The 25,663-nt window shown below is 63.0% G+C and carries 24 protein-coding genes; 15 read left to right on the top strand and 9 right to left on the bottom strand.

The annotated features are described in order from the left end of the window. Nucleotides 1–199: 199 nt before the first annotated feature. Nucleotides 200–2,134 carry a cytochrome c/FTR1 family iron permease gene (locus K3A84_RS19180; protein ID WP_225011196.1) on the top strand — a complete coding sequence of 645 codons (1,935 nt, stop codon included), beginning with the start codon at nt 200–202 and terminating at the stop codon, nt 2,132–2,134. On the opposite strand, the gene K3A84_RS19185 is transcribed toward K3A84_RS19180, so the two are convergent. From K3A84_RS19185 to K3A84_RS19200, 4 genes are read right to left on the bottom strand one after another with little or no spacing between them, the layout of a single operon-like run. Continuing rightward, nucleotides 2,120–2,665, bottom strand: a complete 546-nt coding sequence (locus K3A84_RS19185) for an MAPEG family protein (RefSeq protein ID WP_225011138.1) — start codon at nt 2,663–2,665, stop codon at nt 2,120–2,122. The genes K3A84_RS19180 and K3A84_RS19185 overlap by 15 nt on opposite strands. Nucleotides 2,666–2,677: 12 nt before the next feature. Then, a complete protein-coding gene (locus tag K3A84_RS19190) occupies nt 2,678–3,322 on the bottom strand; it encodes a class I SAM-dependent methyltransferase (protein WP_225011139.1) in 645 nt (214 codons plus the stop codon). Beyond that, on the bottom strand, nt 3,319–3,954 hold the full coding sequence (locus tag K3A84_RS19195) for a cation transporter (protein WP_225011140.1): 636 nt from the start codon (nt 3,952–3,954) through the stop codon (nt 3,319–3,321). The genes K3A84_RS19190 and K3A84_RS19195 overlap by 4 nt, the downstream gene beginning before the upstream one ends. A gap of 55 nt (nt 3,955–4,009) precedes the next feature. After that, nucleotides 4,010–4,414 carry a MerR family transcriptional regulator gene (locus K3A84_RS19200; protein ID WP_225011141.1) on the bottom strand — a complete coding sequence of 135 codons (405 nt, stop codon included), beginning with the start codon at nt 4,412–4,414 and terminating at the stop codon, nt 4,010–4,012. Between the two features lie 75 nt (nt 4,415–4,489). On the opposite strand from K3A84_RS19200, the gene K3A84_RS19205 reads away from it, so the two are divergent. The 14 genes from K3A84_RS19205 (at nt 4,490) to K3A84_RS19270 (ending at nt 18,749) form a co-directional block, all read left to right on the top strand. After that, on the top strand, nt 4,490–5,152 hold the full coding sequence (locus tag K3A84_RS19205) for a cation transporter (protein WP_225011142.1): 663 nt from the start codon (nt 4,490–4,492) through the stop codon (nt 5,150–5,152). 18 nt (nt 5,153–5,170) lie between these two features. Further along, nucleotides 5,171–5,506 carry a hypothetical protein gene (locus K3A84_RS19210; protein ID WP_225011143.1) on the top strand — a complete coding sequence of 112 codons (336 nt, stop codon included), beginning with the start codon at nt 5,171–5,173 and terminating at the stop codon, nt 5,504–5,506. Nucleotides 5,507–5,571: 65 nt separating this feature from the next. Beyond that, a complete protein-coding gene (locus tag K3A84_RS19215; protein WP_225011144.1) occupies nt 5,572–6,837 on the top strand; it encodes a TolC family protein in 1,266 nt (421 codons plus the stop codon). A 122-nt stretch (nt 6,838–6,959) separates the two neighbouring features. Continuing rightward, nucleotides 6,960–8,126 (top strand): efflux RND transporter periplasmic adaptor subunit, encoded by a 1,167-nt coding sequence (locus K3A84_RS19220; protein WP_225011145.1) that lies wholly within the window; start codon nt 6,960–6,962, stop codon nt 8,124–8,126. After that, nucleotides 8,123–8,545: a hypothetical protein gene (locus K3A84_RS19225; protein ID WP_225011146.1), complete on the top strand. Its 423-nt coding sequence runs from the start codon at nt 8,123–8,125 to the stop codon at nt 8,543–8,545. Before K3A84_RS19220 ends, K3A84_RS19225 begins: the two co-directional genes overlap by 4 nt. Next, nucleotides 8,542–11,799, top strand: a complete 3,258-nt coding sequence (locus K3A84_RS19230) for an efflux RND transporter permease subunit (protein WP_225011147.1) — start codon at nt 8,542–8,544, stop codon at nt 11,797–11,799. The genes K3A84_RS19225 and K3A84_RS19230 overlap by 4 nt, the downstream gene beginning before the upstream one ends. Before the next feature lie 12 nt (nt 11,800–11,811). Further along, nucleotides 11,812–12,168, top strand: coding sequence for a DUF190 domain-containing protein (locus K3A84_RS19235; protein ID WP_225011148.1), 357 nt, complete (start codon nt 11,812–11,814; stop codon nt 12,166–12,168). Continuing rightward, nucleotides 12,165–14,699 carry a heavy metal translocating P-type ATPase gene (locus K3A84_RS19240; RefSeq protein ID WP_225011149.1) on the top strand — a complete coding sequence of 845 codons (2,535 nt, stop codon included), beginning with the start codon at nt 12,165–12,167 and terminating at the stop codon, nt 14,697–14,699. Before K3A84_RS19235 ends, K3A84_RS19240 begins: the two co-directional genes overlap by 4 nt. Beyond that, a complete protein-coding gene (locus tag K3A84_RS19245) occupies nt 14,692–15,177 on the top strand; it encodes an SRPBCC family protein (protein ID WP_225011150.1) in 486 nt (161 codons plus the stop codon). Before K3A84_RS19240 ends, K3A84_RS19245 begins: the two co-directional genes overlap by 8 nt. 78 nt (nt 15,178–15,255) lie before the next feature. Further along, nucleotides 15,256–15,591, top strand: a complete 336-nt coding sequence (locus K3A84_RS19250; RefSeq protein WP_225011151.1) for a hypothetical protein — start codon at nt 15,256–15,258, stop codon at nt 15,589–15,591. A gap of 20 nt (nt 15,592–15,611) precedes the next feature. Next, nucleotides 15,612–16,298 carry a ZIP family metal transporter gene (locus K3A84_RS19255; RefSeq protein WP_225011152.1) on the top strand — a complete coding sequence of 229 codons (687 nt, stop codon included), beginning with the start codon at nt 15,612–15,614 and terminating at the stop codon, nt 16,296–16,298. Between the two features lie 576 nt (nt 16,299–16,874). Beyond that, entirely contained in the window at nt 16,875–17,408 is a 534-nt protein-coding gene (locus K3A84_RS19260; RefSeq protein WP_225011153.1) for an RNA polymerase sigma factor, read from the top strand. A gap of 466 nt (nt 17,409–17,874) precedes the next feature. After that, nucleotides 17,875–18,198 carry a helix-turn-helix transcriptional regulator gene (locus K3A84_RS19265; protein ID WP_225011154.1) on the top strand — a complete coding sequence of 108 codons (324 nt, stop codon included), beginning with the start codon at nt 17,875–17,877 and terminating at the stop codon, nt 18,196–18,198. Between the two features lie 59 nt (nt 18,199–18,257). Then, on the top strand, nt 18,258–18,749 hold the full coding sequence (locus K3A84_RS19270) for a MucR family transcriptional regulator (RefSeq protein WP_225011155.1): 492 nt from the start codon (nt 18,258–18,260) through the stop codon (nt 18,747–18,749). Nucleotides 18,750–18,840: 91 nt separating this feature from the next. Here the strand turns inward: K3A84_RS19270 and K3A84_RS19275 are convergent, their stop codons facing one another. From K3A84_RS19275 to K3A84_RS19295, 5 genes are all read right to left on the bottom strand, one after another. Further along, entirely contained in the window at nt 18,841–20,469 is a 1,629-nt protein-coding gene (locus tag K3A84_RS19275; protein ID WP_225011156.1) for an RNA-directed DNA polymerase, read from the bottom strand. Nucleotides 20,470–20,616: 147 nt separating this feature from the next. After that, nucleotides 20,617–22,473, bottom strand: a complete 1,857-nt coding sequence (locus tag K3A84_RS19280; RefSeq protein ID WP_225011157.1) for an ATP-binding protein — start codon at nt 22,471–22,473, stop codon at nt 20,617–20,619. Beyond that, nucleotides 22,470–23,741: an SIR2 family protein gene (locus tag K3A84_RS19285; protein WP_225011158.1), complete on the bottom strand. Its 1,272-nt coding sequence runs from the start codon at nt 23,739–23,741 to the stop codon at nt 22,470–22,472. The genes K3A84_RS19280 and K3A84_RS19285 overlap by 4 nt, the downstream gene beginning before the upstream one ends. A gap of 392 nt (nt 23,742–24,133) precedes the next feature. Then, nucleotides 24,134–25,048: a nucleotidyltransferase gene (locus K3A84_RS19290; RefSeq protein ID WP_225011159.1), complete on the bottom strand. Its 915-nt coding sequence runs from the start codon at nt 25,046–25,048 to the stop codon at nt 24,134–24,136. A 53-nt stretch (nt 25,049–25,101) separates the two neighbouring features. Beyond that, a complete protein-coding gene (locus K3A84_RS19295) occupies nt 25,102–25,662 on the bottom strand; it encodes an RES family NAD+ phosphorylase (RefSeq protein ID WP_225011160.1) in 561 nt (186 codons plus the stop codon). Nucleotide 25,663: the final 1 nt, after the last annotated feature.

Consider the following 25,663-nt stretch of genomic DNA (forward strand, 5'->3'; position numbering starts at 1 on the left):
TCCATCGGCCGCAGTCGGCACAGATCCTCTGTGCTCATCCTGCGGTCGGCGGCCTCTGATCGCCGGTTGTCGGAAATTCGGCTTGACCCTCTAGCTGCTAGAGGGTGCAAACCGCGAACGATTCTTAACAAGAGACTCGTCGATGCGCTCCGGCCACCTTGCTGCCTCCACTGCTGTTGCCGTTCATCGGCCGTTCTCGATGCGATGGCTCATCCTGATCCTCGCGGCGCTCACGCTGTCGCTGCCCGCAAGCGCGTCGGCCAGCGATGCCGAAGTGCAAACGACCTGGCGCCTGCTCGACTATGTCGCGGTCGACTATTCAGGGGCGGTTTCAGACGGCAGGGTGACCAGCACTGCCGAATATGCCGAGATGACCGAATTTGCCGGGCAGGTTGAAGCCAGGATCCGGGCACTGGCTCCAACTTCGGCCAAGGCGGATCTGCTTCGCCGGTCGGGGACGTTGCGCAATGCGATCGCCGCCAAGGCGCCGCCGGCGACGGTGGCGGAGCAATCACGAGCGCTCGCCGCTGCGCTGCTTGCGGCATATCCAGTACCGCTCGCGCCGAGTTCGCCACCGAATTTGACGCGCGCCGCTGCACTCTACGCGCAGAATTGTGCCGCCTGCCATGGCGTCAGCGGTAACGGCCACGGGCCTAACGCCGCCAAGCTCGATCCTCCGCCGATCGCGTTCACCGACAAGGCCCGCGCCGATCAGCGCAGCCTTTTCGGCCTCTATCAAGTCATCAGCCAAGGTCTGGACGGCACCGCGATGCAGAGCTTCGAAGCACTGCCCGACGCCGATCGCTGGGCACTGGCCTTCCATGTCGGCCAATTCGCCTATCCCGAGGCCGCCGCGCGCGACGGCGAGCGGTTGTGGCGCGGCGATGCCGCGCTCCGCGCCAAATATCCCAATTTGGCGGCGCTGGTCGGCGTCACCCCGGCCGCACTGGCGGCCGATATCGGCCCGGACAAAGCGGCCGCGCTTACCGCCTATCTGCGCCGCCACCCCGACGCCGTGACCATGCGCGTCGATGGCTCGCTCGCATTGACGCGCGAACGGCTGGACCAAAGCATGGCAGCCTATCGCGCCGGCGACCGCAAGGCCGCAGCAGATCTCGCGCTTTCCGCCTATCTTGATGGCTTCGAGCCGGTCGAGCCGGTGCTTGCCGCGCGCGATGCGGCCCTGATGGCGCGGATTGAGGGAGCGATGGCGAAGCTTCGCGCGGCGATCGGACAGAGGCGTCCGGCGAGCGAAGTCGAAGCGGCGAACCGCGCGCTGGCCAGCCTGTTCACCGAGGCTGAAGCCGCCCTGGCGCCTGAGCGGGCGAGCAGTGCGTCGAGCTTTCTTGGCGCGTTCGGCGTGCTGCTGCGCGAAGGACTCGAGGCGCTGCTGATCGTCGTCGCGATGATCGCGTTCCTCAAGAAGACCGAGCGCCCCGAAGTGCTGGGTTTCGTCCATGGCGGCTGGATCGCCGCGCTGGCGGCCGGTGTCGCCACCTGGTTTGCCGCCACCTACTTCATCAGCGTGAGCGGCGCATCGCGTGAACTCACCGAGGGTTTTGGCTCACTGTTCGCAGCGATCATCCTGCTCACCGTCGGCATCTGGATGCACGGCAAGAGCAACGCGGAAGCCTGGCAACGCTATGTGAAGGCGAAGGTGACCGACGCGCTGTCGCGCCAGTCGGGCTGGTTCCTGTTCCTGCTGTCGTTCGTGGTCGTCTACCGCGAGGTGTTCGAGACGATCCTCTTCTATGCGGCGCTGTGGGCGGAAGGAAATGGCGTGGCGATGCTGGCCGGAGCCGGCGCGGCGACCGGGCTGCTCGCGTTGGTCGCGTGGATCATGCTCCGGTTCAGCGCCCGGCTGCCGATCACCCAATTCTTCTCGTGGAGTTCGATCCTGATCGCGATTCTTGCGGTCGTCCTCGCCGGCAAGGGCATTGCCGGGTTGCAGGAGGCTGGCATCCTCGGCGTAGTGCCGCTGGCCAATGTACCGCGCATCGAGCTTCTGGGGCTGTTTCCAACGACCGAGACCGTGCTTGCGCAGGCTGCGGCGATCCTCGTGCTCGTGGCCGGCTTCTGGTACAGCGGGCGTAGTGCGGCCACGGCCCACTCGTCGGGATCACCCGCCGAATAGGCGACCGAGGAGCATCGCGAAGGCGACCAGGTAGCAGGCCAGCGACGCGAGCGCGGTCGTCGCCATCCCGAAGGCCCGCGCCCCGGCACCGCCTGGATAGCAACGGTAGAAACTCCGTCGGCCGACCGCGAACAATATGGGCGATGCGACCAGCAGCCCCAGCCGGCGGCCACCGGTGACCGAGGCGAGCAGCAGATGCGCGCCAACGCCGAGAAAAGCCTGCTCCAGCGTGTTCTGCAGGAACGCGGCCTTGACAGCGAGCGCGGGGCTCGGCGGCGCCTTGGCCGCGCCGTCGATGTCGGCGGCGGACCGGTAGCGCCCGCTCGAGACCAGGCGGACGGCGAGCAGGACGATGGCGAAATGGACGAAGCTCGTCTGGATCGCGAAGGCAAGCCGCGCGCTGGTCTCCGACGGGAAGGTGATCAGCTTGGGCAGGAAAAGGACGCATGCGACCGAGATCGCGGCACACAGCAGAAAGGCCAGCAAGGATTGCTTCCTGATCTCCTTCTGCTTCGCTTTCAGGTCCATCATGGCCGCACTCCGTCAGCCCGGCCGATCCGCCGCGATCAGCGCGATCGTGCCCGTCACCGTGTGGATGCGCGCTGCTTCGCGTATTTTGACGAACCCCGCCGCGTGGAGGAGCTCTGGAAGAACGCCGTCGGCATTGGGCTGGGTGTCGGCCACGCCGTCCAGCCGTTGGATGATCAGGCGGAACAGCAGCCGCATCAATCCTCGTTGCCGCCCATAATCGGCGATCACGAGCCTGCCGCCGGGGCGAAGCGCCGCGTGCATCGCCGCAAGGCCCGCCCGCTTTTCCGCCATCGGCACCTGGTGGAACATCAGGCTCGACACCATGGCGTCGGCCGAACGGGAACCGATATCCCGCGCAAAGCCGCGCTCCCAATGGATGTCGGCGCCCGCGGCGTCGCCCTTGGCGCGAGCGATCACCAGTGCTTCTTCGTCGGGATCGATGCCGATGACGCGCGCGCCAGGCGCGCCTGTCTTGACCATGACCGCGAAGCTGCCGGTGCCGCACCCGACGTCGATGATGGTCTCGCCGGGGCGCGGCGCGAGCAGCTCGATCATTGCCCTGCGCCAACGTATCTCGCGGGTCCAGCGCCGGATTGCGCGATCGTAATCTGCGGTATCGCCGGTCCCGAGTGGCGGCGTGTAGGCGCGGTCGCTCATGCCCGTGCCCTCGTCGCATGGTCTGCCAACTCGCGTCGCGCGTCGCGGATGATGTCATAGGCGGAATGGAGGAACAGCAGCGCGATCACGCCGGCGACGACGAGATCGGGCCAGGCCTGGCCCGTCCAGCCGACCAGTGCGGCAGCGGCGATAACGGCGATATTGGCGAGCGCGTCGTTGCGCGAGAACAGCCAGATGGCGCGCGATGTCGCATCGCCCTGGTCGCGGAATCGGGCGAGGATCAAGGCGGCCGATACATTGACGATGAGCGCCACGATACCGATCCCACCCATCAGTTCGGCTTCGGGCGGGATCGCATGGAATGCGCGCCACGCTGCGAACCCGATGACGCCTAGCCCGAGGCTCGCGAGAAAAATGCCCTGCACGAGCGCGACGCGGCTGCGCGCGACCGCGGCCCAGCCGAGCGCGACCAGCCCGACGAGCGTGATCGACCCATCCCCGATGAAATCCAGCGAATCCGCCTTCAGCGCCTGCGAACCAGCGACGAAACCACCGACGAGTTCCAGCAGCCCGAACCCGACGTTGAGGATGATCACGATCCACAGCGCACGCCGATAGGCCAGATCGGTGCCCGCCCGCTTGGTGTCCGCCCCACATCCGCAGTCGCTCATCGTCACCTCCGCAGCGAGTCGCGAGTATGTTCTGCACCCTGTAGCGGCTAGAGGGTCAATGCCTTGCGTTGCTTGGCGGTCCCAATGCTTCGATGATCCGGCAGTCGGAGATCGCACCCTGGCTGCACTGGCCGATCAGTTCGTCGAGCTCGCGGCGCAGTGCGCGAAGGTCGGCGATCTTCTGGTCGATCTGCGCGAGATGTGCCCGCGCGACGCTGTCGACGGCGGTGCATGAACGGCTCCGATCATCGGAAAGCGCAAGAAGCTCGCGCACCTGATCGAGCGTGAAGCCGAGGTCGCGCGCCCGGCGGATAAAGGAGAGCCGCGCAAGATGGGCGGCTCCATAGTCGCGGTAGTTGCCTGCGGTGCGCCCGGGTTCGGGAAGCAATCCGATCTTCTCGTAGAAACGAATTGTCTCGACCTTGGTAGAGGTCGTTCGTGCCAGTTCACCAATCTGCATCAGAAATCCCGCTTGACCCTATAGTTGCTACAGGCTGCATATAGCCCATGACATCGAGTCGTTCGAGGTGATGAAATGGCCTGCAACAGTTGCGCGTCCGCGAAGCCGGACCCATCCAACGATCCGCGCTGGCGCCGCATGCTCTGGATCGCGCTCGCGATCAATCTGGCGATGTTCGTCGGCGAGATCGTCGCGGGTATCGCCTCCGGATCGCGCTCCCTGCAAGCGGACGCGCTGGATTTTCTGGGCGATTCCGCCAATTATGCGATCAGCCTTTGCGTCGCGGGCATGGCGCTGGGCTGGCGGTCGCGCGCCGCGCTGCTCAAGGGGGGCACGATCCTCGCCTTCGGTCTTTATGTGCTCGTCACGACGGTCCTTGCCGCATTGGGCCGGGGCGTACCGCAGGCCGAGACGATGGGCATCGTCGGGGTGATCGCGCTCATCGCCAACGGAAGCGTCGCGCTCATGCTCTATCGCTACCGTGCCGGCGACGCGAACATGCGCTCGGTCTGGATCTGCTCGCGAAACGACGCGATCGGCAATCTCGCCGTCCTGCTCGCGGCCGCGGGCGTGGTCGGCACGGGTGCGGCCTGGCCGGATCTCGCGGTCGCCCTGATCATGGCGGCGCTGGGTATCTGGGGCGGCCTGCAAATCCTCGGCCAGGCGCGCGCAGAACTACGTCGGAAAGCATCGAATGAAGGTCCGGCACAACATTCGCTGGCCTCTACGAGCCTATAATTGCTAGAAGGAGCGTAGATGCATCGATTGACGATCCTTTTTGCTTGCCTGGCCGTGTTCCTGACCCTTGGGGTGGGATCGATCACGCATGCAATGGAACCGATCGTCTGCATCGATGCCAACAGTGCTGCCGAAATCGGTCATACCGACGGCGACGGCGACCAGGTGCCCGCCGATAGCGACAAGGGCTATCCCCACCATCATGGCAGCTGCCATGGCCATCATGTCGCCGCGCCACTGGCGAAAGCCGACACCGTTGGTCAGGATAAGAACGCATCCATCATGCTGCCGACACAGGAAACAGCCCTGACGGCCGCGCCGGCCGACCCGGCGTTACGTCCTCCACAAGCCTGACGATTCCCTAGCTCCCTCCGGCATCGACCGGTGGGCTCTCGAGGTTCGTCAGGAGTTCTTCATCCATGCATCGTGTCATCGCGGCCTTACTGGCCGTAACGTCCTGCGCGTCGATCGCGCAGGCGCAGACGGCCACATCGCCACCATCTGCCAATCAACCTGTCTTCACACTGGATCGTGCCCGCACCATCGCCGGGGGTAGCTCCCCCAGTATCGATGCTGCGAGCGCGGACCTGCGCGCCGCTGGTGCCGCGCGCACTATCGCTGGGCTCCGACCCAATCCCGAAATCCAGGTGCAGACGGAGAATGTCGCGGGGTCCGGCGACTATCGCGGTCTTCGCAGCGCCGAGACGACGGCAAGCCTTGCCTTGCCGATCGAATTGGGCGGAAAGCGGTCGGCCCGGATCGCAGTCGCCGACTCCCGCAGCAATCGCGCTCGCATCGACGCGGCCATCGCGCTTGCAGACCTCAATCTGCGCATATCCCAGACCTATATCGAAGCCGCCGCCGCCGAGCGGCACGTGGAGGTCGCACGCCAGCAAGCCGAGATCGCGGGCAATGCCTTCCGGGCGGCGCGCGTCCGCGTGACTGCCGGGGCAGGGGCGCCGATCGACCAGCAGCGCGCCGATGTGCTGCGCGTCAACGCCGAGCTTGGACTGGAAAAGGCGATCCGCGAGGCCGAAGTGGCGCGCGGCAATCTTGCGCGCCTGATCGGTCAACCGATCGACGGTGCACTTGATCTGGCATGGTTCGACCGGGTTGGCGGCTACGGGCCGACAATGCCGATTACGCCCGAAGGAACACTGGCACTTGCCGCCGCGCAGGCGGACGTGAGTACCGCCAACGCCCAGGTACGGCTCGCACGATCCCAGCGGGTGCCCGACATCACGGTCAGCGCCGGTGCCCGGCGCCTCGCGGCGACCAACGACATGGCGGCGGTGGTGGGGATCGCCATTCCCTTTCCCGTCTTCAACAACGGGTCCGCAGCCGTCAGCCAGGCGCGGGCCGAACAGGATCGCGCCGACGCCAATCGCAGGATTGCGATCATCGAGGCCGAGCAGGCCATCGCAGGCGCACAGGCCCAACTCGCCAATGCGGCGGCGACGGCCCGATCGACGGGCGGCCCCGGCCTTGCCGCGGCAATGGAGGCGGCGCGGATTGCCCGTGTCGGTTATGCCCAGGGCAAGTTCAGCCAGCTCGACCTGCTGGAGGCGGAAAGAACGCTTGCCGAAACGCGCGCTGCTTTCACCGATGCGCTGGCGGCCTATCACGATGCCGAGGCTCGCCTTGAGCGACTGACCGCTCCCGCGCCGGAAGTGGGGGAACGCTGAGCGATGCAGCCTTCCTTCCCAGCGGTGCAGTTCATCACGCACTTTCCCATCATGACGGCGACCTGCGCGCCGTCGATCGCCGGGCCGTCGCGCCTTGGCCAGCCTCATTCCGGAGATATCCTATGATCCAAGACAAGCGCCTTTTGAGCGGCGTGGCGGGCGCCGTGTTGCTCGCCGCTGTGGGCGGTTTTTCCGTCGCGCGCTGCACGAGCGACACACCTCCCGCCACAACCGAGAATGCCGCGAAGAGCGAGGAGGCAGAGGGCGATGCGCCCGCCGATACGATCACGATGACGGCGGCCGCGATCAAGGATGCAGGCGTCGTCACCGAGACGATCAGCGCGGGCGGGCTGGGCGCGGAGATTGTATCCCAGGCGATCATCACTCCTTCACCGACCGGCGAGGCTATCGTGACCGCTAGGGCGGGTGGTGCCGTAACGCGCGTCCTGAAGCGGCTCGGCGATCCGGTTCGCGCCGGCGAGGCGCTGGCGGTGGTCGAAAGCCGCGATGCCGCGCAGATCGCGGCGGACCGTACCGCCGCTGGTGCCAAGGCAACGCTGGCGCAGAAGGCGTTGGCCCGCGAACGCTATCTGTATGACCAGAAGGTCTCCGCACGGGTCGATCTGGAGACCGCGCAGGCGGAAGCTGCATCGGCCGCCGCGGAAGCCCGGCGCGCGGCGGTTGCAGCGGGTGCCGCCAACATCACGTCCGACGGTCGCGGCGTTGTCCTCGCAAGTCCGATCTCGGGTCGCGTGACCGCAATGAAGGTCAGTCTAGGTGCCTATGTGCAACCGGAGACCGAATTGTTCCGGGTCGCTGATCCGCGTCAGATCCAGATCGAGGCGGCGGTCGGCGCGGCCGATGCGGCTCGCCTCGAAGCGGGCGACAAGGCGATCGTCGAACTGCCTGATGGCCGTACCGTGGATGCACGGGTGCGGGCGGTGACCCCCACGCTCAGCGGCGAGACGCGCGCCGCCACCGCCGTCCTGGACGTGACCAGCGGCCTTCTTCAACCCGGCCTTGCGGTCCGCGTGCGGATGATTCCGAGCCGGGGCGCGACGACCAGCGCGATCGTCGTTCCCGAAGAAGCGGTGCAGTCGGTCAATGGTCGCGACGTCGTGTTCGTTCGTACCGCCAATGGCTTCAAAGCGACGCCCGTGACGACGGGGCAACGCAGTGCCGGCCGGATCGAGATTGCGTCGGGTTTCCCTGCTGGCCAGGCCATCGCCACCCGCAACGCCTTCCTGCTCAAAGCCGAGCTCGGCAAGGGCGCGGGGGAAGAGGAATGAGGCGCGCCACAGCCCTGCAAATCGTTGCAGGAGGCGCGGTCGGCGTTTTGACGTCGGCCTGCGCCCACAATCCAGCGCTCGCTATCACGCCCGATATGAGATCCGGCAAATCGCTGAAAATCTGGAGCGTCCATGCCGAGGACGCCGGTGACACCGTTCTGGTCCACGGCCTGGTCCGGCGCCCCGCATTGGCCCTTGGCATGCTTTACGGGCATCTGCATGTCGTTGCCCGTTTTTCGGATGGTCGTCCCGACGTGATCGCCGATACACGCTGGAGCAGGATCGCCCCCAGAGGCTCACGCACCGGTTCATATGCCGTGCGCTTGCCGATCGCGGATGCTGCCGCTGTCTCCCACATCACCGTGTCCTACGCCCCAACCGCTGACGCAGCGGACACGATCCCAGGAATGAACCCATGATCGCGAACCTTATGGCGCTATCCGTCCGCGCACGCTGGGCGGTCGTTCTCCTCTTTCTCGTCGTTGCCGGCTTCGGCGCGTGGCAGCTCACCAAGCTGCCGATCGACGCTGTTCCCGACATCACCAACAACCAGGTCCAGATCAACACGGTCGAGCGCGGGCTCTCGCCGATCGAGATCGAAAAGCGCGTTACCTTCCCGATCGAGACCGCCCTGGCCGGCATTCCCGGCCTTGAAACCACGCGTTCGCTCTCGCGCAACGGGTTCAGCCAGGTCTCGGCGATCTTCACCGACAAGACCGACCTCTATTTCGCGCGCCAGCAGGTGAGCGAACGGTTGACCCAGGCCCGTGACACCCTACCCGATGGCGTGCAGCCGCAGATTGGCCCGGTTACGACGGGTCTGGGCGAAGTGCTGATGTATTCGGTCGACTTCGCCAATCCCGGCGGGAAGGGCGCGACCATCCGCAACGGCCAGCCCGGCTGGCAATCGGATGGCAGCTTCCTCACGCCAGAGGGTGCTCGGCTGACGGACGAAGTGGGCCGGGCCGCCTATCTGCGAACCGTGCAGGATTGGATTATCCGTCCCCAGCTCCGCACCGTCCAGGGCGTCGCTGGGATCGACTCGATCGGCGGCTACGCCAAGCAATATATCGTCGAGCCCGATCCGGTGAAGCTGTCCTCCTATGGCATCTCCTATTCGGAACTCGCCAAGGCACTGGAAGCATCCAATCTTGCTGTGGGCGCCAACTACTTCAACCGGGGTGGCGAGGCGTTCCTGCTCCGTGCAGACGCGCGCATCCGCGACATGGACGAGATCGAGGATGCCATTGTCGCAACGCGTGGTGGTTTACCCATTTTCGTAAAAGACGTCGCCAATGTGAAGATCGGCGGCGAACTGCGCACCGGCGCGGCCAGCCAGAACGGTCATGAGGCCGTGATCGGCACCGCGCTGATGCTGATCGGCGAGAATAGCCGCGTTGTTGCGCGCAATGTCGGTGAGCGGCTGGATGGCATCGGAAAGTCGTTGCCGCCTGGCATCAAGGTGACGACGGTCCTCGACCGCTCGAAGCTGGTCAACGCGACCGTCGCAACGGTGCAGCGGAACCTGATCGAAGGCGCGATCCTCGTCGCCGCCGCTCTCTTTCTGTTGCTCGGCAATGTCCGCGCCGCGATCATCGCCGTACTCATCATTCCCTTCTCGTTCCTGATGATGGCAATCGGCATGAACGCCTTCCGCGTGCCGGGCAATCTCATGAGCCTGGGCGCACTCGACTTCGGCCTGATCGTCGACGGCGCGGTGATCATCATCGAAAACTGCCTGGCGCGGCTCGCGCACCGGCAGGAGCATGAAGGGCGGCTGCTCAACCTGCGCGAACGTCTCGAAGAGACCATGCGGGCGTCCCAGGAGATGATCAAGCCAACGGTGTTCGGACAAGGAATCATTCTGCTCGCCTTCGCGCCATTGCTCATGTTCACGGGCGTCGAGGGCAAGACTTTCTCTCCGATGGCGATCACGATCATGCTCGCGCTGGTGGCGGCGTTCATCCTGGCCCTCACATTCGTGCCTGCAATGGTGGCACTCCTGATCCGGGGCAAGGTCTCGGAGAAGGAAGTGTGGATCATCGCCAAGGCCAAGGAACGCTACTTGCCCTTGCTCGACAAGGCGGTAGCGCGGCCTTGGCCGTTCATCGGTGCCGGCTTCGCCTTCTTCGCGGCGTCGATGCTGGTGTTCGGTCTCCTTGGGCAGGAGTTCATCCCCCAGCTCGACGAGAAGAATGTGGCGCTTGCCTCGACCCGCGTACCTTCGGTGTCTCTCGAAAAGTCGTTGCAGATGCAAAGAGAGGTGGAGCGCGCTGTCACCAGCCTGCCGGAGGTGGAACTCATGTTCTCCAAGACCGGCACCGCAGAGGTGGCCACCGACCCGATGCCGCCGAACATTTCCGATGGTTTTGTTATCCTCAAACCACAAGAGGAGTGGCCTGCGGGCGTCACGTCGAAGGCCGATGTGCTCAAACGCATTGAGGAGAAGTCGGGCACGAAGATCGGCAATGCCTTCGAGGTGAGCCAACCGATCCAGCTCCGCTTCAACGAGCTGATCGCGGGCGTGCGCGGTGATGTCGCGATCAAGCTCTATGGCGACGATCTCGACAAGATGGGGGTGGCAGCCCAGCAGATCGTCCGCGTGCTCCAGAGCATCCCTGGCGCCGCCGACGTGAAGGCCGAGCAGACCAGCGGTTCGCCAACGCTGGATGTGAAGTTCGATCGTGCCGCGATCGCGCGCTACGGCCTGACGATTGAGGAGGTCGCCGATACGGTGGCCGCTGCGATGGGCGGGCGTGAAGCGGGGTTGCTCTTCGAAGGAGATCGACGCTTCGAAGTGACGGTCCGCGTTCCCGACACGACCCGGCTCAGTCTCGACGCACTTGCCGCCCTTCCGGTTCTGCTTCCACAGGATGGGGACGTGGTTCGGGGTTCCGTCCCGCTGTCGCAGGTGGCGCAGTTCCGGTTCAGCGAAGGACTGAACCAGATCAGCCGCGAGAATGGCAAGCGGCGCGTGGTGATCCAGACCAATGTGCGTGGTCGCGATATCGGATCATTTGTGCTCGAGGCGCAGGCCAAGGTGGACAAGGTGGCGGTGCCAGCCGGCTCCTATCTGGAGTGGGGCGGTCAGTTCCAGAATCTCCAGGCGGCGTCCGACAGACTGTCGATCGTCGTGCCCTTGTGCTTCGTGGCAATCTTCGGGCTGCTTTACATGGCGCTGGGCGGGATTGCTCGCGCAGCGGCCGTGTTCCTGGCCGTCCCGCTGGGCCTTGCAGGCGGCGTCTATACGTTGTGGCTGACAGGCATAGCCTTCTCCGTTTCGGCGGCGGTCGGCTTTATCTGTCTTGCTGGCGTCGCAGTTCTCAACGGTCTCGTCGTGATGTCGGCCATTCGAGAGCGCCTCGAAGGCGGACTCGAACTGAGTCAGGCGATCGTTGATGGTTGCAGGGAAAAGATGCGTGCAGTCATCATGACCGGGTTCGTGCCCGCGATCGGCTTCGTGCCGATGGCGCTCGCTCATGGCACCGGCGCCGAAGTGCAGAAGCCGCTCGCGACCGTCGTGATCGGCGGCCTGATCGCGGCGACGATCCTCACCCTGCTCGTGCTCCCTGCCATCTCCAAGGTGGTGCTGGGCCTGGGCGAGCGGATCTCGCGCCGGAATCCCAAACAGCATGACGACGCGGCACCCGATGCCGCGCCGGCTGCGCTCTGAGAGGAAATGAAGATGAATGAACAAGCAAAATTGCTGCGCATCTACACCGACGAAGCCTCATATTTTGGCGACCGCAAGGTGTTCGAGGTCGTCGCTACGCGTGCGCGTGATGCGAAGGTGGCCGGGGTGACGGTGCTCCAGGCATTGGTCGGCTTCGGCCGATCAGCGCATGTCCACCGCCATCATATTCTCGAGGACGATCAGTCGCTGGTCATCGAGATCGTGGATGAGGATGCGCGGCTTCGTGCCTTTGTCGCTTCGCTCGCCGATGTGACCGGCATCGGCCTCATGACCCTGGAAGTTGTCGAGATTGTGGGGGGTGAAGCCGCAAGCTTCGCCCCGAGCGACATGCCGGGCGATGAGCAATGACGGAAAAGCTGCGCCTGCAATTGCCGCTTCTCCTGCCGGAAGTCGATGACACGGCCGATGGCTGTGTGGCGCGCCTCGTGGCCAGTCTAAGCGCGCGGGAGGGTGTCCTCGACGCCCATATCGTCGCGGCGCAAGGCGATGCGCCGGCGAAGCTTTGCGTCCATTATGACCCGGATTTCCTGTCCTTGCCGCGCATTCGCGAACTCGCGCAAAGCGAAGGCGCGAAGATCACCGAGCGATTTGGGCATCTGCGCTGGGATGTCGAAGGACTCTCCAACCAGCGCCGCGCGCGTACTGTCGCGGAACGACTGCTACTCGCTCCTGGTATCGTCGAGGCCGATGCATCGGCGTCAGGCGTGGTGCGGTTGGACTTCGACCGTGAGACAATCTCAGAGAGCGATATTCGTCAGCTGCTCGGGGAGATGGGTCTCGGCGTCCGTGCTGAGCCGGGGAGGACGCCGCCGCCGCCCGCGGCGGCGGACGTTGCCGACGCCCACGCTGGCCATGATCATGGCGATGAAAAGGGTCATGAGCGGCACGATCATGGCGCCGGCAAAGAAGGCGAGGGGCATGATCACGCGCATGGCGGGATGATATTCGGTGCGAATACCGAAATCATTTTCGCCATCATGTGCGGCGCATTCGCGGCTGTCGGATTCGGCGTGGAGAAGCTTTCCAACGCGCCCGCCTGGATACCGATGGCCTCCTACATTCTGGCCTATGGCTCGGGCGGCTATTTCACGCTGCGTGAGGCGATCGACAATCTGCGCATGAAGCGGTTCGAGATCGACACGCTCATGCTCGTGGCCGCTGCCGGCGCGGCCGCGCTGGGTGCCTGGGCGGAAGGCGCGCTGCTGTTGTTCCTGTTCAGCATGGGTCATTCGCTCGAACATTATGCGATGGGCCGGGCCAAGCGCGCCATCGAGGCGCTCGCTGAGCTCGCGCCTCAGACCGCGCTTGTGCGGCGGGACGGGCAAACCCGGGAAATCCCTGTCGAGGAGCTCGCGATCGGCGACATCGCGATCGTCAAGCCCAACGAACGCATGCCGGCCGACGGGTTCGTGATCGTCGGCATCTCGAGCGTGAACCAGGCGCCGGTCACCGGCGAGAGCATGCCGGTGGACAAGCGACCGGTCGATGATCCGGCGGCGTCGGCGGCGCAGCCAGACAAGGTTGCCGCGGCGCATCGGATCTTTGCAGGGACGATCAATGGCGCAGGCGCGATCGAGGTACAGGTAACGCGCTTGTCGAAGGATACCACGCTTGCCAAGGTCGTGCAGATGGTAGGCGAAGCCGAGGCGCAGAAGTCGCCGACCCAGCGCTTCACCGATCGTTTCGAGCGGATCTTCGTGCCCTCCGTCCTGGTGCTCGTCGTGCTGCTGCTGTTCGCCTGGGTCGTGATCGACGAGCCATTTCGTGACAGCTTCTATCGCGCCATGGCGGTGCTGGTGGCTGCCAGCCCCTGTGCGCTCGCGATCGCGACGCCGAGCGCGGTGCTGTCGGGGATTGCTCGCGCCGCGCGCGGTGGCGTGCTGGTCAAGGGGGGAGGGCCACTCGAGAATCTCGGCACTCTACGCGCCATCGCCTTCGACAAGACTGGCACGCTGACAGAAGGCCGGCCCCAGATCACGGACGTTATTCCTGCCGACGGCGCCACCGAAGCGGATTTGCTGCGTATTGCCATCGCCGTTGAAAGCCTGAGCGATCATCCACTCGCTGCCGCCGTTGCTGCTGGTGGTCGCGAGCGGCTCGGGGAGGCGCCAATCCCCATCGCGACCGACCTGCGCAGCATCACGGGTCGCGGCGTCCAGGCCATGGTCGATGGAGAGGCTGTCCATATCGGCAGTCCCAAATTGTTCGGAGAGGTCGACGGCGCTCCGTTGCCGGAAGGCCTGCGCGATGCCGGTGTGAAACTTGAGGAGACAGGCCGGACGACAATGATCGTTCGCATAGGCGATCACTATCTCGGCGTAATCGGGCTGATGGACGCGCCGCGTGGCGCCGCGGTCACGACGCTCGCGCGACTGCACAAACTTGGGATCACGCGCATGATCATGATCTCAGGGGACAATCAGCGTGTCGCCGACGCCATCGCCAAGGAGGTCGGACTCGACGAGGCATGGGGCGATCTCATGCCCGAGGACAAGGTCGAAGCCATCAAGAAGCTGAAGGCGCAGGACAAGGTGGCGATGGTCGGCGACGGCGTCAACGATGCGCCGGCCATGGCCAATGCGACCGTTGGCATTGCGATGGGAGCGGCCGGATCGGATGTCGCCCTCGAGACGGCAGATGTTGCCCTGATGGCCGACGATCTTGCGCATTTGCCGTTCGCGGTTGGCCTTAGCCGACAGACGAGCCGGATCATTCGCCAGAACCTCTATATGAGCCTTGGCGTCGTCGCGGTGCTCCTGCCGGCGACGATCCTGGGCCTCGGCATCGGTCCGGCAGTGCTGGCACATGAGGGCTCGACGTTGGTCGTCGTGTTCAACGCCCTGCGGCTGCTTGCCTTCAAGGATCGGGACCATGTTTGAGGTGGAGCATGTGACGTGCCTGTCGACGTCACCGCTGCGTGTGTGGACGGCGGTGTCCGACCTTGGCGGCTTTGCGCGGTGGCACCCGTTCATCCGGCTGTCGGGTGTCGCCTCGGAAGGTAGCGCGATCGGGTACACGTACTACACCACCTGGCTGCGCAAGCCACTGACGGCGCCTGCGACGATCACGCGCTTGCGCAAACCGACGGAAATCAGTTGGATGACAGGGCTGCGGGGCCTGATGATGCTCGAGGAAGCCTATCAGATCGACGCGACATCGTCCGGAGCACAGGTGCGGCACACTACGCGCTGCTGGGGCCTCGTCTCGATTCTGGCTGCGCGCAAGATGAAAGGCCGCATCCTGGCCAGTATGGAGGAATCGGACGGGGCTCTCGAGCGCTACCTCAGACCCGGCTCCAAGGCTGCGCGACCGCTTTCGCGCGGCGATCGCCGCGTTGCCAAGCGCAAGGCTCGCTAGGTGCTCGTCGCGCCCACGGAAATTGGGCCGGCGGTGAAGCAGGTGCTACGACGCTTGCGACCTTCAGGGGTTCCTCTCGTGGTCGCAGCCCTTATTGTATTGAGCGCGGCAGGCTGCTCCAGTCAGGCGCCCTCGTCCAATCCGCAAGACGAAGATCATTTCGCGGGCACGAACCCGCAGATCATCGGACGACATATCTATGCATGCGATGACGGCGCGAAAATCACCGTCGACTTCCTTGTCGACGGCCTGACCATCGAGATGCGCAGTTCGACGGGCGGAAAACCGGCGCGGCTGACGGCTCCGGGGCAAGGGCTGCGCTATATCGGCGATCGGATCACGGCCGACGCAACCGGCGGGCAGATGACGATCAACCGTCAGGGGTATGCTGCCCAAGCCTGTCGTCGGATCTAGGGCTCGCAGGAGAACGAAATATGCTGGCGCTGCAGTACACGCTCATCCCGGTGCTGGCCGTGATCCTGGGCTCGATATGGGCGAGTTGGCGTCAGCCGAGCGCAGGGTTCGTGAGCGCCATGCAGCATCTTGCCGCCGGCGTGGTGTTCGCGGCCGCCGCTGCGGAAATATTGCCGCAGGTCATGCACGAAGCGTCCCCCGTGGCGACCTTCATCGGCGGCGCGCTCGGCGTCTCCGTCATGCTGTCGCTCAAGGGACTGGAGGGGCGGACCAAGGGGCCGGTGGCGATGCTGGGTGCCATTGGTATCGACATCCTCATCGATGGACTGGTGCTCGGGCTGGCGTTTGTTGCGGGCGCCAAGGCGGGCCTCTTGCTGACGATCGCGCTCACGCTCGAGGTGCTGTTCCTCGGACTGACGGTGACAGCCGAGCTCGGGGAGACTGTGCGCTCAAGGCGCAAGGTGATCGCCATAACCGCCGCACTGGCACTGCTGCTTCCCGTCGGGGCGCTGGTCGCGACCCCGGTTGCGGCCTTTCCGCCGATCGTGATTGCGGGCTTCCTGAGTTTCGGACTCATGGCCCTGCTGTATCTGGTCACCGAGGAACTGTTGGTGGAGGCCCATGAGCGGCCCGACAGCCCGCTGATCAGCGCCATGTTCTTTGTCGGCTTCCTGGGCTTGCTGCTCATCGAGGAGATTATCGGCTAGGGCGGTCCGCCGGCAAATCATCACGCTCGCACGCCATTCCGCGGGCGTGCGGGTTCAAGATGCCGACGCCGCATGTAGCCGGACCAACTTGGCCCGTAGTTTTGAGGACTGCTTGCCTGCTGCGCTCAAACCTCGAATTACCATGCAATACATGTACGTTCTGGGAGGCAGATGCTCTCGGTCGATGCAGTCAGCGTGAACGCTTGTCACGTTGTATCGAGGAATAGCAGCGGCTATGTTGTTGAGATTGACTCGCAAGTTGGAGCGCATGCCAGATTGGGAGATCGACCACGCGCTGACGTCGCCGGCCGCGCTACCCCGGAGGATGGACGCTTCCTTGCCCAATCAGCACACAACATCGCGGCTCTGTTGCACTGGTCGAGATCTCGCGATCGACGGGCTTTGGGGCGCCCATCGCAGGAGCGAGTTCCATCCCGAACGGCCAACGAGGCGGCTATGCCGAGGGAGCCCGTGAAGGACAGTGGCGCTTTACCTTTTCGCGGGCAGCGCGGTGCTTCTGAACGGCGGAGCCTTGCGGTTTCCGGCGGCTCATCTCGTTCCGAGCCAATTGCGGACGTGGCCCTCGAGCGCCTGCTCGCCCTGTTAGAGGCAGAATATGATTTGCTGCTCGTCAGGCTCAGCGGCGCCTTGCGATCGCCAGATGCCGCGGCGGAGGCGCTCCACGACGCCTATCTCAAGCTCGAGAGAGGCGCAGTTGTCGGAGAGATCAGAAATCCACTCTCCTATCTCTATCGAATGGCAATCAATCTCGCGAAAAACCGGCGGCGCCATGAAATGCTGTTCACGCCTGCCGACGCCGCCGCAGTCGTCGATCTCACCGACGACGCGCCGGATCCTGAGCGCGCGGCGACCGCAAGGCTTGCCCTGGCGCGAGTGCTTGACGCGCTCGAGACCCTGCCAGCGCAGCGTCGCGACATCTTTCTGGCGGCCTGGCGAGACGAGAAGACGCAGGCCGAGATTGCCGCCAAATTCGGGCTCCACAAGCGTACCGTCCAGAAGGAATTGGCACGCGCTGAACGGTATTTGCGGATGGCTCTTTGCGGCGAGGCTTCCCGCGCCTCTGCATCCGCTACCACCACATCACGGTAGTGCCGGAGCACTCTGACCGCTGACCGCGATGCGCGGACGATGTGCAGGATTCGAGCCCGCGCGACCACCGGCTCTGCAAACACCTCCGTCTCCAAGAAATATTTGCAGCCGGAGGGCCGCCTTTTCGTCTCGCCAAGTGTCAGGGACGACAGGGAGTAATAGGGTCCTCACGCCGTGTCCTGACACGGACGCCCTTTCCAGGCGTCAATGTCCCACGCGTGGCGACTATTGGGATCGGCGATCAGACCGCGTTCCGCGTCCGTAGCCTGCCCATTGTCCCTCCGGGGGTCGCGATGGCGGCAAGGCGCGGTTGAAGGCCGGCGAGTATCCCAACGCGCGCGTTTCGCGGCGGGGCGATTGCGCGCCGTCTCTTTTGCCACAGACGGGAAGGCGCGAGCGCCGGACGGCCTACTCGCCCGCGGGGCCTCGCCTGGCGTCGTGGCAAGAGCGGCTGGCGAAGGAAACCATGAGCGCGAACCTCGGGGAAACGATTGCGATCTCTGACCTCGCGCGCTCTTGCCGGTTATCGATGAGCTATTTCGTCCGGGCTTTCACCAACACGGTCGGGATCGCGCCGTACACCTGGTTTATCGGACAGAGGATTATTCTCGCCAAGGACCTCCTGGCAGAATCGCATTACCCGCTGGCAGAGATCGCGCTCGAATGCGGCTTTGCCGATCAAAGCCACTTCACCAACACCTTTGTCCGGCGAGTTGGTACAACGCCACTTCAGTGGCGACGAGCGGCATGGGGCGATCGATCATTGCCAAGACGCACCCGTTCGAAATAGCATCGGTCACCAAGATCGGCTGCCTCGGCCGCGACGCTTTTCCATCACAAAGGAAGCTCATGAACGACACGACCGACAGCACGCTCGATCTTCTCGCGCTCACGGCTGACATTGTTTCCGCGCACGTCGCTAACAACAGCGTCGCGGTTAGTGATCTTCCGGTACTAATTGCCAATGTCCACGGCTCTCTCGCCAGCCTCGGCAGCGTGCCGGCGCCCGTAGCGGAGGAACAGCAGAAGCCGGCGGTTTCCGTCCGCACATCGATCAAGCCGGACTTCATCGTCTGCCTTGAGGATGGAAAGAAGCTGAAGATGCTGAAGCGGCACCTTATGACCCATTACCAGCTGACGCCCGATGCCTATCGCGCAAAGTGGAAGCTTCCTGCGGATTATCCGATGGTGGCGCCGAACTATGCTGAGCAGCGCAGGAGCCTTGCCAAGAAGATCGGTTTGGGCCGGAAAGGGCGGGGGACGGGGCCGCTCCCCACGCCTGCGCCAGTAACGCCAGCGCCCAAGCGGCGCGGCCGGAAACCCAAGGCGACCGCATCCTGATCGCGGACCAGCTCGCAACAGCACTCAGACGGGAATGGCAAGCCCGTCGAAATAGAATGAGGGGAGGAAATCTCGTGTTCGAGCGCTTCACTCAGAAATCGACTTCGATTTCGTCCTCTTCCTCATTGTCATCCTCATCGCCTTCGTCGTCGTAGCTGCTACGCTCTTCGATTGCGTGCTCAACGTCGCCGAATTCATCTTCGTCGAGGTCGCGGAAAACGGATGGCAGTTGAGTGGCATCGAAGATGGAGATGTTTTGACCGATGAGTTCCTCGATTAACGTATTGCGCGGAACCAGAAAGATTCCCTCGGGCCACCCCCTTACCCGCCACTCGAGAAATAGCGGCCAGTAAGGGCCAGAGGCATCTTCGGCGATAATGAGATTTTCCGTCTCACCAAAAATTGCCTGATCGACAAGGCCTATTTGCGCGGCGGATAGCAATGCCACGATTGAGATAGCACCGCAGTTTTTCGAGATCTCTGAAGCGACGGAGAGCGGGATCGGAATGCCCAGGCGCAGGGCAGCATAGAGAGCCCAGCAGACCTCGCCATCGTTCCCGAGGCGGCCATGTCGGTCAAGCAGTGCAGCAAGGATACTGCCCCATGCTTGGATGTCGAGGTCACGTTTGGCGAGGTGTCGCCATACAATAATGCGTGCCACGAAATCGATGGTGTGCCCATAGTGGACTGCGGCACGCTTTAGGAATGGCTCGACCACCTCCCACTGCGCTGCGGGCAGATTGGATTTGTCCAAATAGCGCAGAGTGTACTTCAGAATGCCGTCGTCGCCGCCCGCTACTGTAAGCGCGAACGCATGCTCAAGTGCGGCGCGCAGACGCTCTGATACTCGCCTTGGAGGAGAAGCAAGCGCGAACTCAATTCGGGAAGCGACGTCGCTTGGCCAGCTATCGGAGAAGCGAAAGCTTTCAGAGTAAATGTGCGTCTTCGTCTCGTTGATGTCGAGCTCGAACGCTCGGATCGCCTCGCGATACTTGTAAAGCGCAGCCTCAGCTTCGGCGTGCGAGTTGGCGCCGATCCATACATCATCCACGTGGCGTAAGACCGCGCACCCGGCGGCGCCGCCCCGTGCGACAAATTCCTGATCAATAGCGGTGCAGATCACTTCGGCAATGTAGCGGGAGGCGTCCGGCCCAACTGGAATTCCGATTGTCTGTCCATCTTGCCCAGCGCGAAGGATAAGATCTAGACGGTTCATAAAGAGGTTGGCGGAGTTCGCGCGCCGATCTGCTTTAGAAGCCGCCTTACCGTGAAAGGCCCATGGGATAGAGTGGGTGTAGATCGAATGATAAAATCGTGAGATGTCCGTCTTTGCGACGAAACGGTAAGGCGCGAGCCTCGCTAGCCGGGCTGACTCCAATTCCGAATGCGTTGCAATTTCTACGGCGCGCTCACCATCGGGCGTCACGCGGGGTACAGATAGGCTAAACTGACTTTGTTGAAAGAATCGAGTGAGTTCAATTTCCCGATTTGAAATGAACTCTGCTAAATCGTGGCCTGTTTCGGGATGCACGAGTGAAAAAACTCGCCGTGTCATTCCGCGCTTGGACGCATTGTAGGTAGCCGCGCGAACAGCATCGCGAGACTGGGAATACCAAGTGCGCTTTTGTGCTAGATAAATACCAAGCGCTTCCGTCGTAAATGTCGGAGGAAGATTCTCAGGAAGGTAGCCCTTCCTTAATAGGTCATCTTTGATCGACATCCCTTAATCTACCCCGTCGCCGTATACCTACAAGATCATGCACCTTTATAATATGTCTCGAAGCATATCTCGCCACTCGTGCTTCAGTCGTCTGGTCATGCGCGAATGAACAATCAAAATCCGGCGCGCGGGCCAGCGTAGCTCCGGCTAGAACGGTATCTCATCGTCAATATCGCCATCAAACTGCGGATTCGCCGGAGCGGCCGCCGGAGCAGCGATAGCAGCGGCAGCGGCAAGCACATTCGTAGGCTCCGCCGCAATTAGCGCGCCACTCGCATTGGCAGGGGGCTGGGCTGACGCCAGAGCAGCCCGAGCGCGCCGCGCTTTCCAGAAGCTCTGGAATTCTGGCCCCTTTGAGTCAGGAGGATATTCCGGCGGGTGGATGAACAGCGGAACAGGGGCAGGAATGTCAGGGCCAATCACGACAGCTTCACCCGGCGCCAGCATCGGAACAAACTGCGCTGCGCCGCGATCGAGGTCACCGCAGGCCCGCTCGACCGTCTCACGATCCTGATCGTTGGTCAGGCGATGGACAAACAACGTCCCGAGCTGACTCATGACATCCTGCGGGATGTCGCGTGGACGCTGGGTGGCGAGAACGCATGTCAGGCCATATTTGCGACCTTCCTTTGCGATCAAACCAAAGGAATCTAATTTCACCGCGCTATAATCGTCGCCGACCGAGCGGCCGAGAAACTGATGCGCCTCGTCTAGGAAAACGACGAGCGGCGATGTCCTGAACGCGCCGCTACGCGCCTCCGCCAGTAGGAAGCGACCGATCACGTTGAGCAGGATCTCGCGCGTATTGTGCTCAAACCGCACATCCTTAAACGAGATGACCGCGATATCCCGGCTGTCATCCGCCAGGAATGCACGGAGTTCTGCAACGAGCGACGTACCGCGTGTCCCGAAAATGCACTCAAGTTCGCGCGATGCGAGAAGGGTGTTGATCCGCGCAATCAGGGATTCACAATAGCCGAGTGAATTCTGATCGGTATTGCCGAACGCGCCGGCATTATTCTGCGCGCTGCCCCAGACGCACTCATTCTTCACCTGTTCGGCAAGGTTCGCGATGTCGAATGCGCACGCCGGTTCATGCAGCTGGGCGGCATGCGCGTGGAGTGCGTTGAAATAAGGTGCCCGTTGCCGCCCTGCCTTCTCGATCAGTCCGTTATTGATGATCAAGCCCTGAGGCACAGCCGCACCGACCGCCGCGACGAGCTTGAGACTCTTGATCGCCTCCCGTAGCCGCGGACCCTGACTCTGACCCGATGGCCGGAACAGCGAGAACAGATCATCCTCGGTGACTTGGCGATAGGGGAAGTGGACCAACTTCGCGGCGCCGACGGGTGCATCGAAGACGAAGACATCGTCGACATTGCCCATGTCGGCGAACTCGCCGGTGGGATCGAGGACGATCGCGCGGCCACCGGCTTTCTTGAGCTGTTGCACCAATGTCGCGACCGTCCAGCTTTTACCGCCGCCGGTGGCACCGAACACACCGCAGTGCCGGCCGAAGATCTTCTCCGGTGGCAGGCAGACATCGACGCCGTCGGCGGCATCGATCCGGCCAATGCTCAACGTCAGCTCTTCTTCATTCGCGACTGCATTGCGGATGAGCGTAGCCAGCTGGCTCGGTTCAGCCAGATACACACCGTCGCCGATCCTCGGAAAATCCGGCAAGCCGCGCCGCAGCTTGTTTGAGCGCTGCTCGACCGCGGCGAGGAGCTGCACACGGCCGATCGGGTTGGTCACCGCCGTCTTCCCGAGCGACGGCTCAACCGTGAGCCGCTCGGCATCGGGTATTTTCGTCTCGACGATCCTGCCCAGTATCTGAAACCGCTCGCAGTCGACGAACACGAAATCGCCGACCGCGCCCAGCGAAAGCCCGCGCCGTTCCGGGACCGCTGCGGCGTTGGGCAAATTCACATGCACATACGAGGCCGTCACCTGCGTGATCGTGCCGATGTAGCGATCGGGATTGATCGGATTGACGCGCGTCACGCCTTGACGTCCATGCCGTCCCTAAGCGTCCGGACACGCTGCATATGCCGTTCGCGATCAGTCTCCCCGATGAGGTCGGGCAAGGCCGATACCAGGTCCTGGAAGCGACCGTTGATCAGATGGATCCGCGCGTCGCCCCCAGCCACCATGCGTTTGAACGCCGCAAGGAATTGGTTCTTGGGCTCCGCCACCGCCGTCAGCGACTGATCTCCTCCGTCCAGATCGGCTGAGGGGATGAAGGCGGGATCGCAGATCACTAGCCGAAGCGACATATTGGCTTCCACCGCCGACAGGATTGGACGGCTGATATGATCGTCGTTGAACCCGAACCCCGATATCAGCACTGCCGTGTCGGGCTCGCGCAGCGCCGCCTGAAATGCGCCAATCATGTCGAGATAGGGCGCTTCGAAGCTTTCTTGATATTTGCTCGAGCGGGGATAGATGAGGACCGGATTGCCCTCGGGACCGCGTGAGCGGAAAATGTCGGATACCTGCCTGCGCCAGTCGAGCGAGCCGTGCAGTTTATAGAGATGGAAGACATTCTCGATATAGTCGGGCGCGTCGCGCTGGCCCGAACGGCGGACAATGTCGAACTCAAAGTGGCTGCGGTCGTAGACTTGATCGAGGCCGTGCGAGAAACCGTCGATGATGGTGAAACGATGCCGGCGGGCTGCTTCCTCGAAGCAGAGATCATAGTTGGTGGTGAACAGCTTCGAGCGCGCCTTACGGACGCCGCGACGGCCGATTTTCTGGATGAGACCGGCGTGCGCGTCGAGATTGGTGGCCCGGTCGACGAAGTCGACACGGGCGAGGATCGCCTTCTCGGCCGCCTTCACGAAACCGTCGATTCTCTGATAGGTTGCATCCTCCACGGCCGTCTCGTGGAGTTCGAGATAGAGTTTGCAGAGCGTCAGCAGCCGCTCGATATTATCGTCGATCTTGGCGCTGGCGAACGTGTCGCACACAGCCTTGAAGGCTTCAGCGCCGACTTTCGCTTCCACGGCTTTCCACACATCCCACATGCCGGCCGGCGTGAGCTTGTCAGCCGGGTTGGATGCGGCGAACGATGATCCCGTTCCGGTCAGAACGACGACGTTCGTGGCATTGAGCACGTTCAGGAGACTGCTTTCAATCGCGCGCTGCGTGCCCGGCTCCTCGACGCGGTCGCCTTCCGCGTTCATCTTGTCCTTAAACGCACGCCAGCCATCGCCGGGGACGAACAGCCGCAGCTGTGCCGCGTCGGCAACCTTGTCATTCCAATATGTCATTCGCCCCCAAACCATCCCTTTTCTGCTCGTCTCGGCTCTAGCATCTTTTAGAATGCCCGGCAGCCATGAACTCGGGCTCGTGCAGCGGACGATGATTATGCTCGGGGATTATGGTCGGGCCTGCAGCGTCTGCTTTTTCACCTACAGTTGCCCTGCAGACAGTCGAGAATTCCCAGAGCCGGTCGTTCGCACAACTCTCGTTCGGACGATCGATCGTGATGAACGAAGGCGGCTTCGAACGTGACCGATGTCGAGCTGGACGGTAGGAAAGCAAAGCGGTCGATCACCACAGGCGGCTCCTGCCGTAACGGGCCAGCCCGGACGCGGGCCTTTAGGGATCTGCCAGGTGGGTACTGTCGCGTCAGGACTGCAGTCACCACGGTCACGACTGATCACAATGCTGTGCGTAGTTCAGCGATGCGTGCGGTGCAGATCTCATGGACGAGCGCGCCTAGCTCTTCGACACGTTCGGCAAGCCAGGACAATTCCTCCTCGGTAATACGGTAATGTTTTGAGAAGCGCGCCTTCACATATGCATCCCTCAGCTTGATGAATTGAGCCTTTTGCTGCCGTGTTTCTCTCGGCCATGCGTGGATAAGGCGTGCCGAGGTACGCTCTGCCTGCGTTCGCAGGAACTTCAGATTGTGGACGTGCGGGGTATAGAAATTCATGACCAACAGCACGCAATGGTAGAGCCGCTCGCACGCCTGATTGAGAGTGAAGGCGGCATCTCGATAGGCCTTCTGTGAAAGGAAGAAGTGATATCCCTTCTGCGCATCAGTCGCCGCGGAAAACCAGTCATCGAAATATTCCTGGGCCAATTCGTAGGCTTGTTCCGGCGTCTTGGGTTTTGGCAGGAGAAGCTCCGTATCGTCGACCTCATAGAGCACAATTCCGTCGCGCCTGACGTCGATGAAGAAGGATCGACCGTGAGCGAGGCCATCATTCACCTCCTGCAAGGTGTGGATGATGAAGTTTACTGGCGTCTTCAAATTCTGGGTGATTGTTCGTTCACGGTCCAGGCGTTCGTCTGCCTTCTCCCAGTAATCAAACCGATCGGTCAGTTCCTTCTGATTGACGATAATCAACAGGTCGAAATCCGACTGATATCCTTTCGCCGTGTGCGGTTCATCGACCCAGCCGCCCCGTGCGTATGAACCATAGAGGATGATTTTCAGGATGCGGCCGAGCTTGCGCTGCCCATCCGGCTTGCCGTGCGCGTCTTCGAATTCTTCGAACAGAATCTGAACCACGCGATCGAGTTCGCGTCGCTTCGCCAGTGGGAGATGATCGAGTTCTGTTCGCATGGTGATCCTGATTCTAGCTCTTCGCGACTATGCCGCATTCCTCCGGTGTCGCATCATGGTTCGATATATTGTTTGCCGAAATGCTCGGCGAGTTGTGTCGCCTGCGCTGGTGCTATGGGTATGTTACGGATCGCGGTTTCGGCGATGGCGTCCGATGCCCGGTCGAACAGAGCGACACAGCGCTGATTGTCGAAGCGCGACGTGTAGAGGATGCCATCGGCGATGCTCGTGGCGTAAACCTCTGCACTTACCGCCCAGGTCTTCTTGTATGCGTCGCCATGCAGGTCCGTGAAGGACAGGCCATGCGTCGACACGCCGGCATCCACCAAGGGATAGAGTTTGAGCGCCCTCGTCGTTTCGAGTTCACTGCGGACACGCGCTTCGACCGCGCTCGACAGCACATAGGGAACCCCGGGCGAGCGGACGAGGGTCTCGCCAAAGGCCGTCTCGAGCGAACGCGCCGCGTAAAGCACTTTGTAGCTGCCGTCCGGAGAATCATATCGGAACTCGGGGAGAACCCCTGTGGGACCGAAGAAAATCGAATCATGGGCGATGCGGTGGATGCGATGCAGGCGCACCCCGGCGTCGATCCGCCGCAGTCGAACTCCCGCCACG

Origin of the sequence: Novosphingobium percolationis (assembly GCF_020179425.1) — a bacterium.
GTDB lineage: Bacteria > Pseudomonadota > Alphaproteobacteria > Sphingomonadales > Sphingomonadaceae > Novosphingobium > Novosphingobium percolationis.

Bases quoted from the DNA above. Each gene is read 5' to 3' on its own strand.
- K3A84_RS19180 (WP_225011196.1), top strand. From the start codon at position 200: ATGCGATGGCTCATCCTGATCCTCGCGGCGCTCACGCTGTCGCTGCCC.
- K3A84_RS19185 (WP_225011138.1), bottom strand. From the start codon at position 2,665: ATGATGGACCTGAAAGCGAAGCAGAAGGAGATCAGGAAGCAATCCTTG.
- K3A84_RS19190 (WP_225011139.1), bottom strand. From the start codon at position 3,322: ATGAGCGACCGCGCCTACACGCCGCCACTCGGGACCGGCGATACCGCA.
- K3A84_RS19195 (WP_225011140.1), bottom strand. From the start codon at position 3,954: ATGAGCGACTGCGGATGTGGGGCGGACACCAAGCGGGCGGGCACCGAT.
- K3A84_RS19200 (WP_225011141.1), bottom strand. From the start codon at position 4,414: ATGCAGATTGGTGAACTGGCACGAACGACCTCTACCAAGGTCGAGACA.
- K3A84_RS19205 (WP_225011142.1), top strand. From the start codon at position 4,490: ATGGCCTGCAACAGTTGCGCGTCCGCGAAGCCGGACCCATCCAACGAT.
- K3A84_RS19210 (WP_225011143.1), top strand. From the start codon at position 5,171: ATGCATCGATTGACGATCCTTTTTGCTTGCCTGGCCGTGTTCCTGACC.
- K3A84_RS19215 (WP_225011144.1), top strand. From the start codon at position 5,572: ATGCATCGTGTCATCGCGGCCTTACTGGCCGTAACGTCCTGCGCGTCG.
- K3A84_RS19220 (WP_225011145.1), top strand. From the start codon at position 6,960: ATGATCCAAGACAAGCGCCTTTTGAGCGGCGTGGCGGGCGCCGTGTTG.
- K3A84_RS19225 (WP_225011146.1), top strand. From the start codon at position 8,123: ATGAGGCGCGCCACAGCCCTGCAAATCGTTGCAGGAGGCGCGGTCGGC.
- K3A84_RS19230 (WP_225011147.1), top strand. From the start codon at position 8,542: ATGATCGCGAACCTTATGGCGCTATCCGTCCGCGCACGCTGGGCGGTC.
- K3A84_RS19235 (WP_225011148.1), top strand. From the start codon at position 11,812: ATGAATGAACAAGCAAAATTGCTGCGCATCTACACCGACGAAGCCTCA.
- K3A84_RS19240 (WP_225011149.1), top strand. From the start codon at position 12,165: ATGACGGAAAAGCTGCGCCTGCAATTGCCGCTTCTCCTGCCGGAAGTC.
- K3A84_RS19245 (WP_225011150.1), top strand. From the start codon at position 14,692: ATGTTTGAGGTGGAGCATGTGACGTGCCTGTCGACGTCACCGCTGCGT.
- K3A84_RS19255 (WP_225011152.1), top strand. From the start codon at position 15,612: ATGCTGGCGCTGCAGTACACGCTCATCCCGGTGCTGGCCGTGATCCTG.
- K3A84_RS19265 (WP_225011154.1), top strand. From the start codon at position 17,875: ATGAGCGCGAACCTCGGGGAAACGATTGCGATCTCTGACCTCGCGCGC.
- K3A84_RS19270 (WP_225011155.1), top strand. From the start codon at position 18,258: ATGAACGACACGACCGACAGCACGCTCGATCTTCTCGCGCTCACGGCT.
- K3A84_RS19275 (WP_225011156.1), bottom strand. From the start codon at position 20,469: ATGTCGATCAAAGATGACCTATTAAGGAAGGGCTACCTTCCTGAGAAT.
- K3A84_RS19285 (WP_225011158.1), bottom strand. From the start codon at position 23,741: ATGACATATTGGAATGACAAGGTTGCCGACGCGGCACAGCTGCGGCTG.
- K3A84_RS19290 (WP_225011159.1), bottom strand. From the start codon at position 25,048: ATGCGAACAGAACTCGATCATCTCCCACTGGCGAAGCGACGCGAACTC.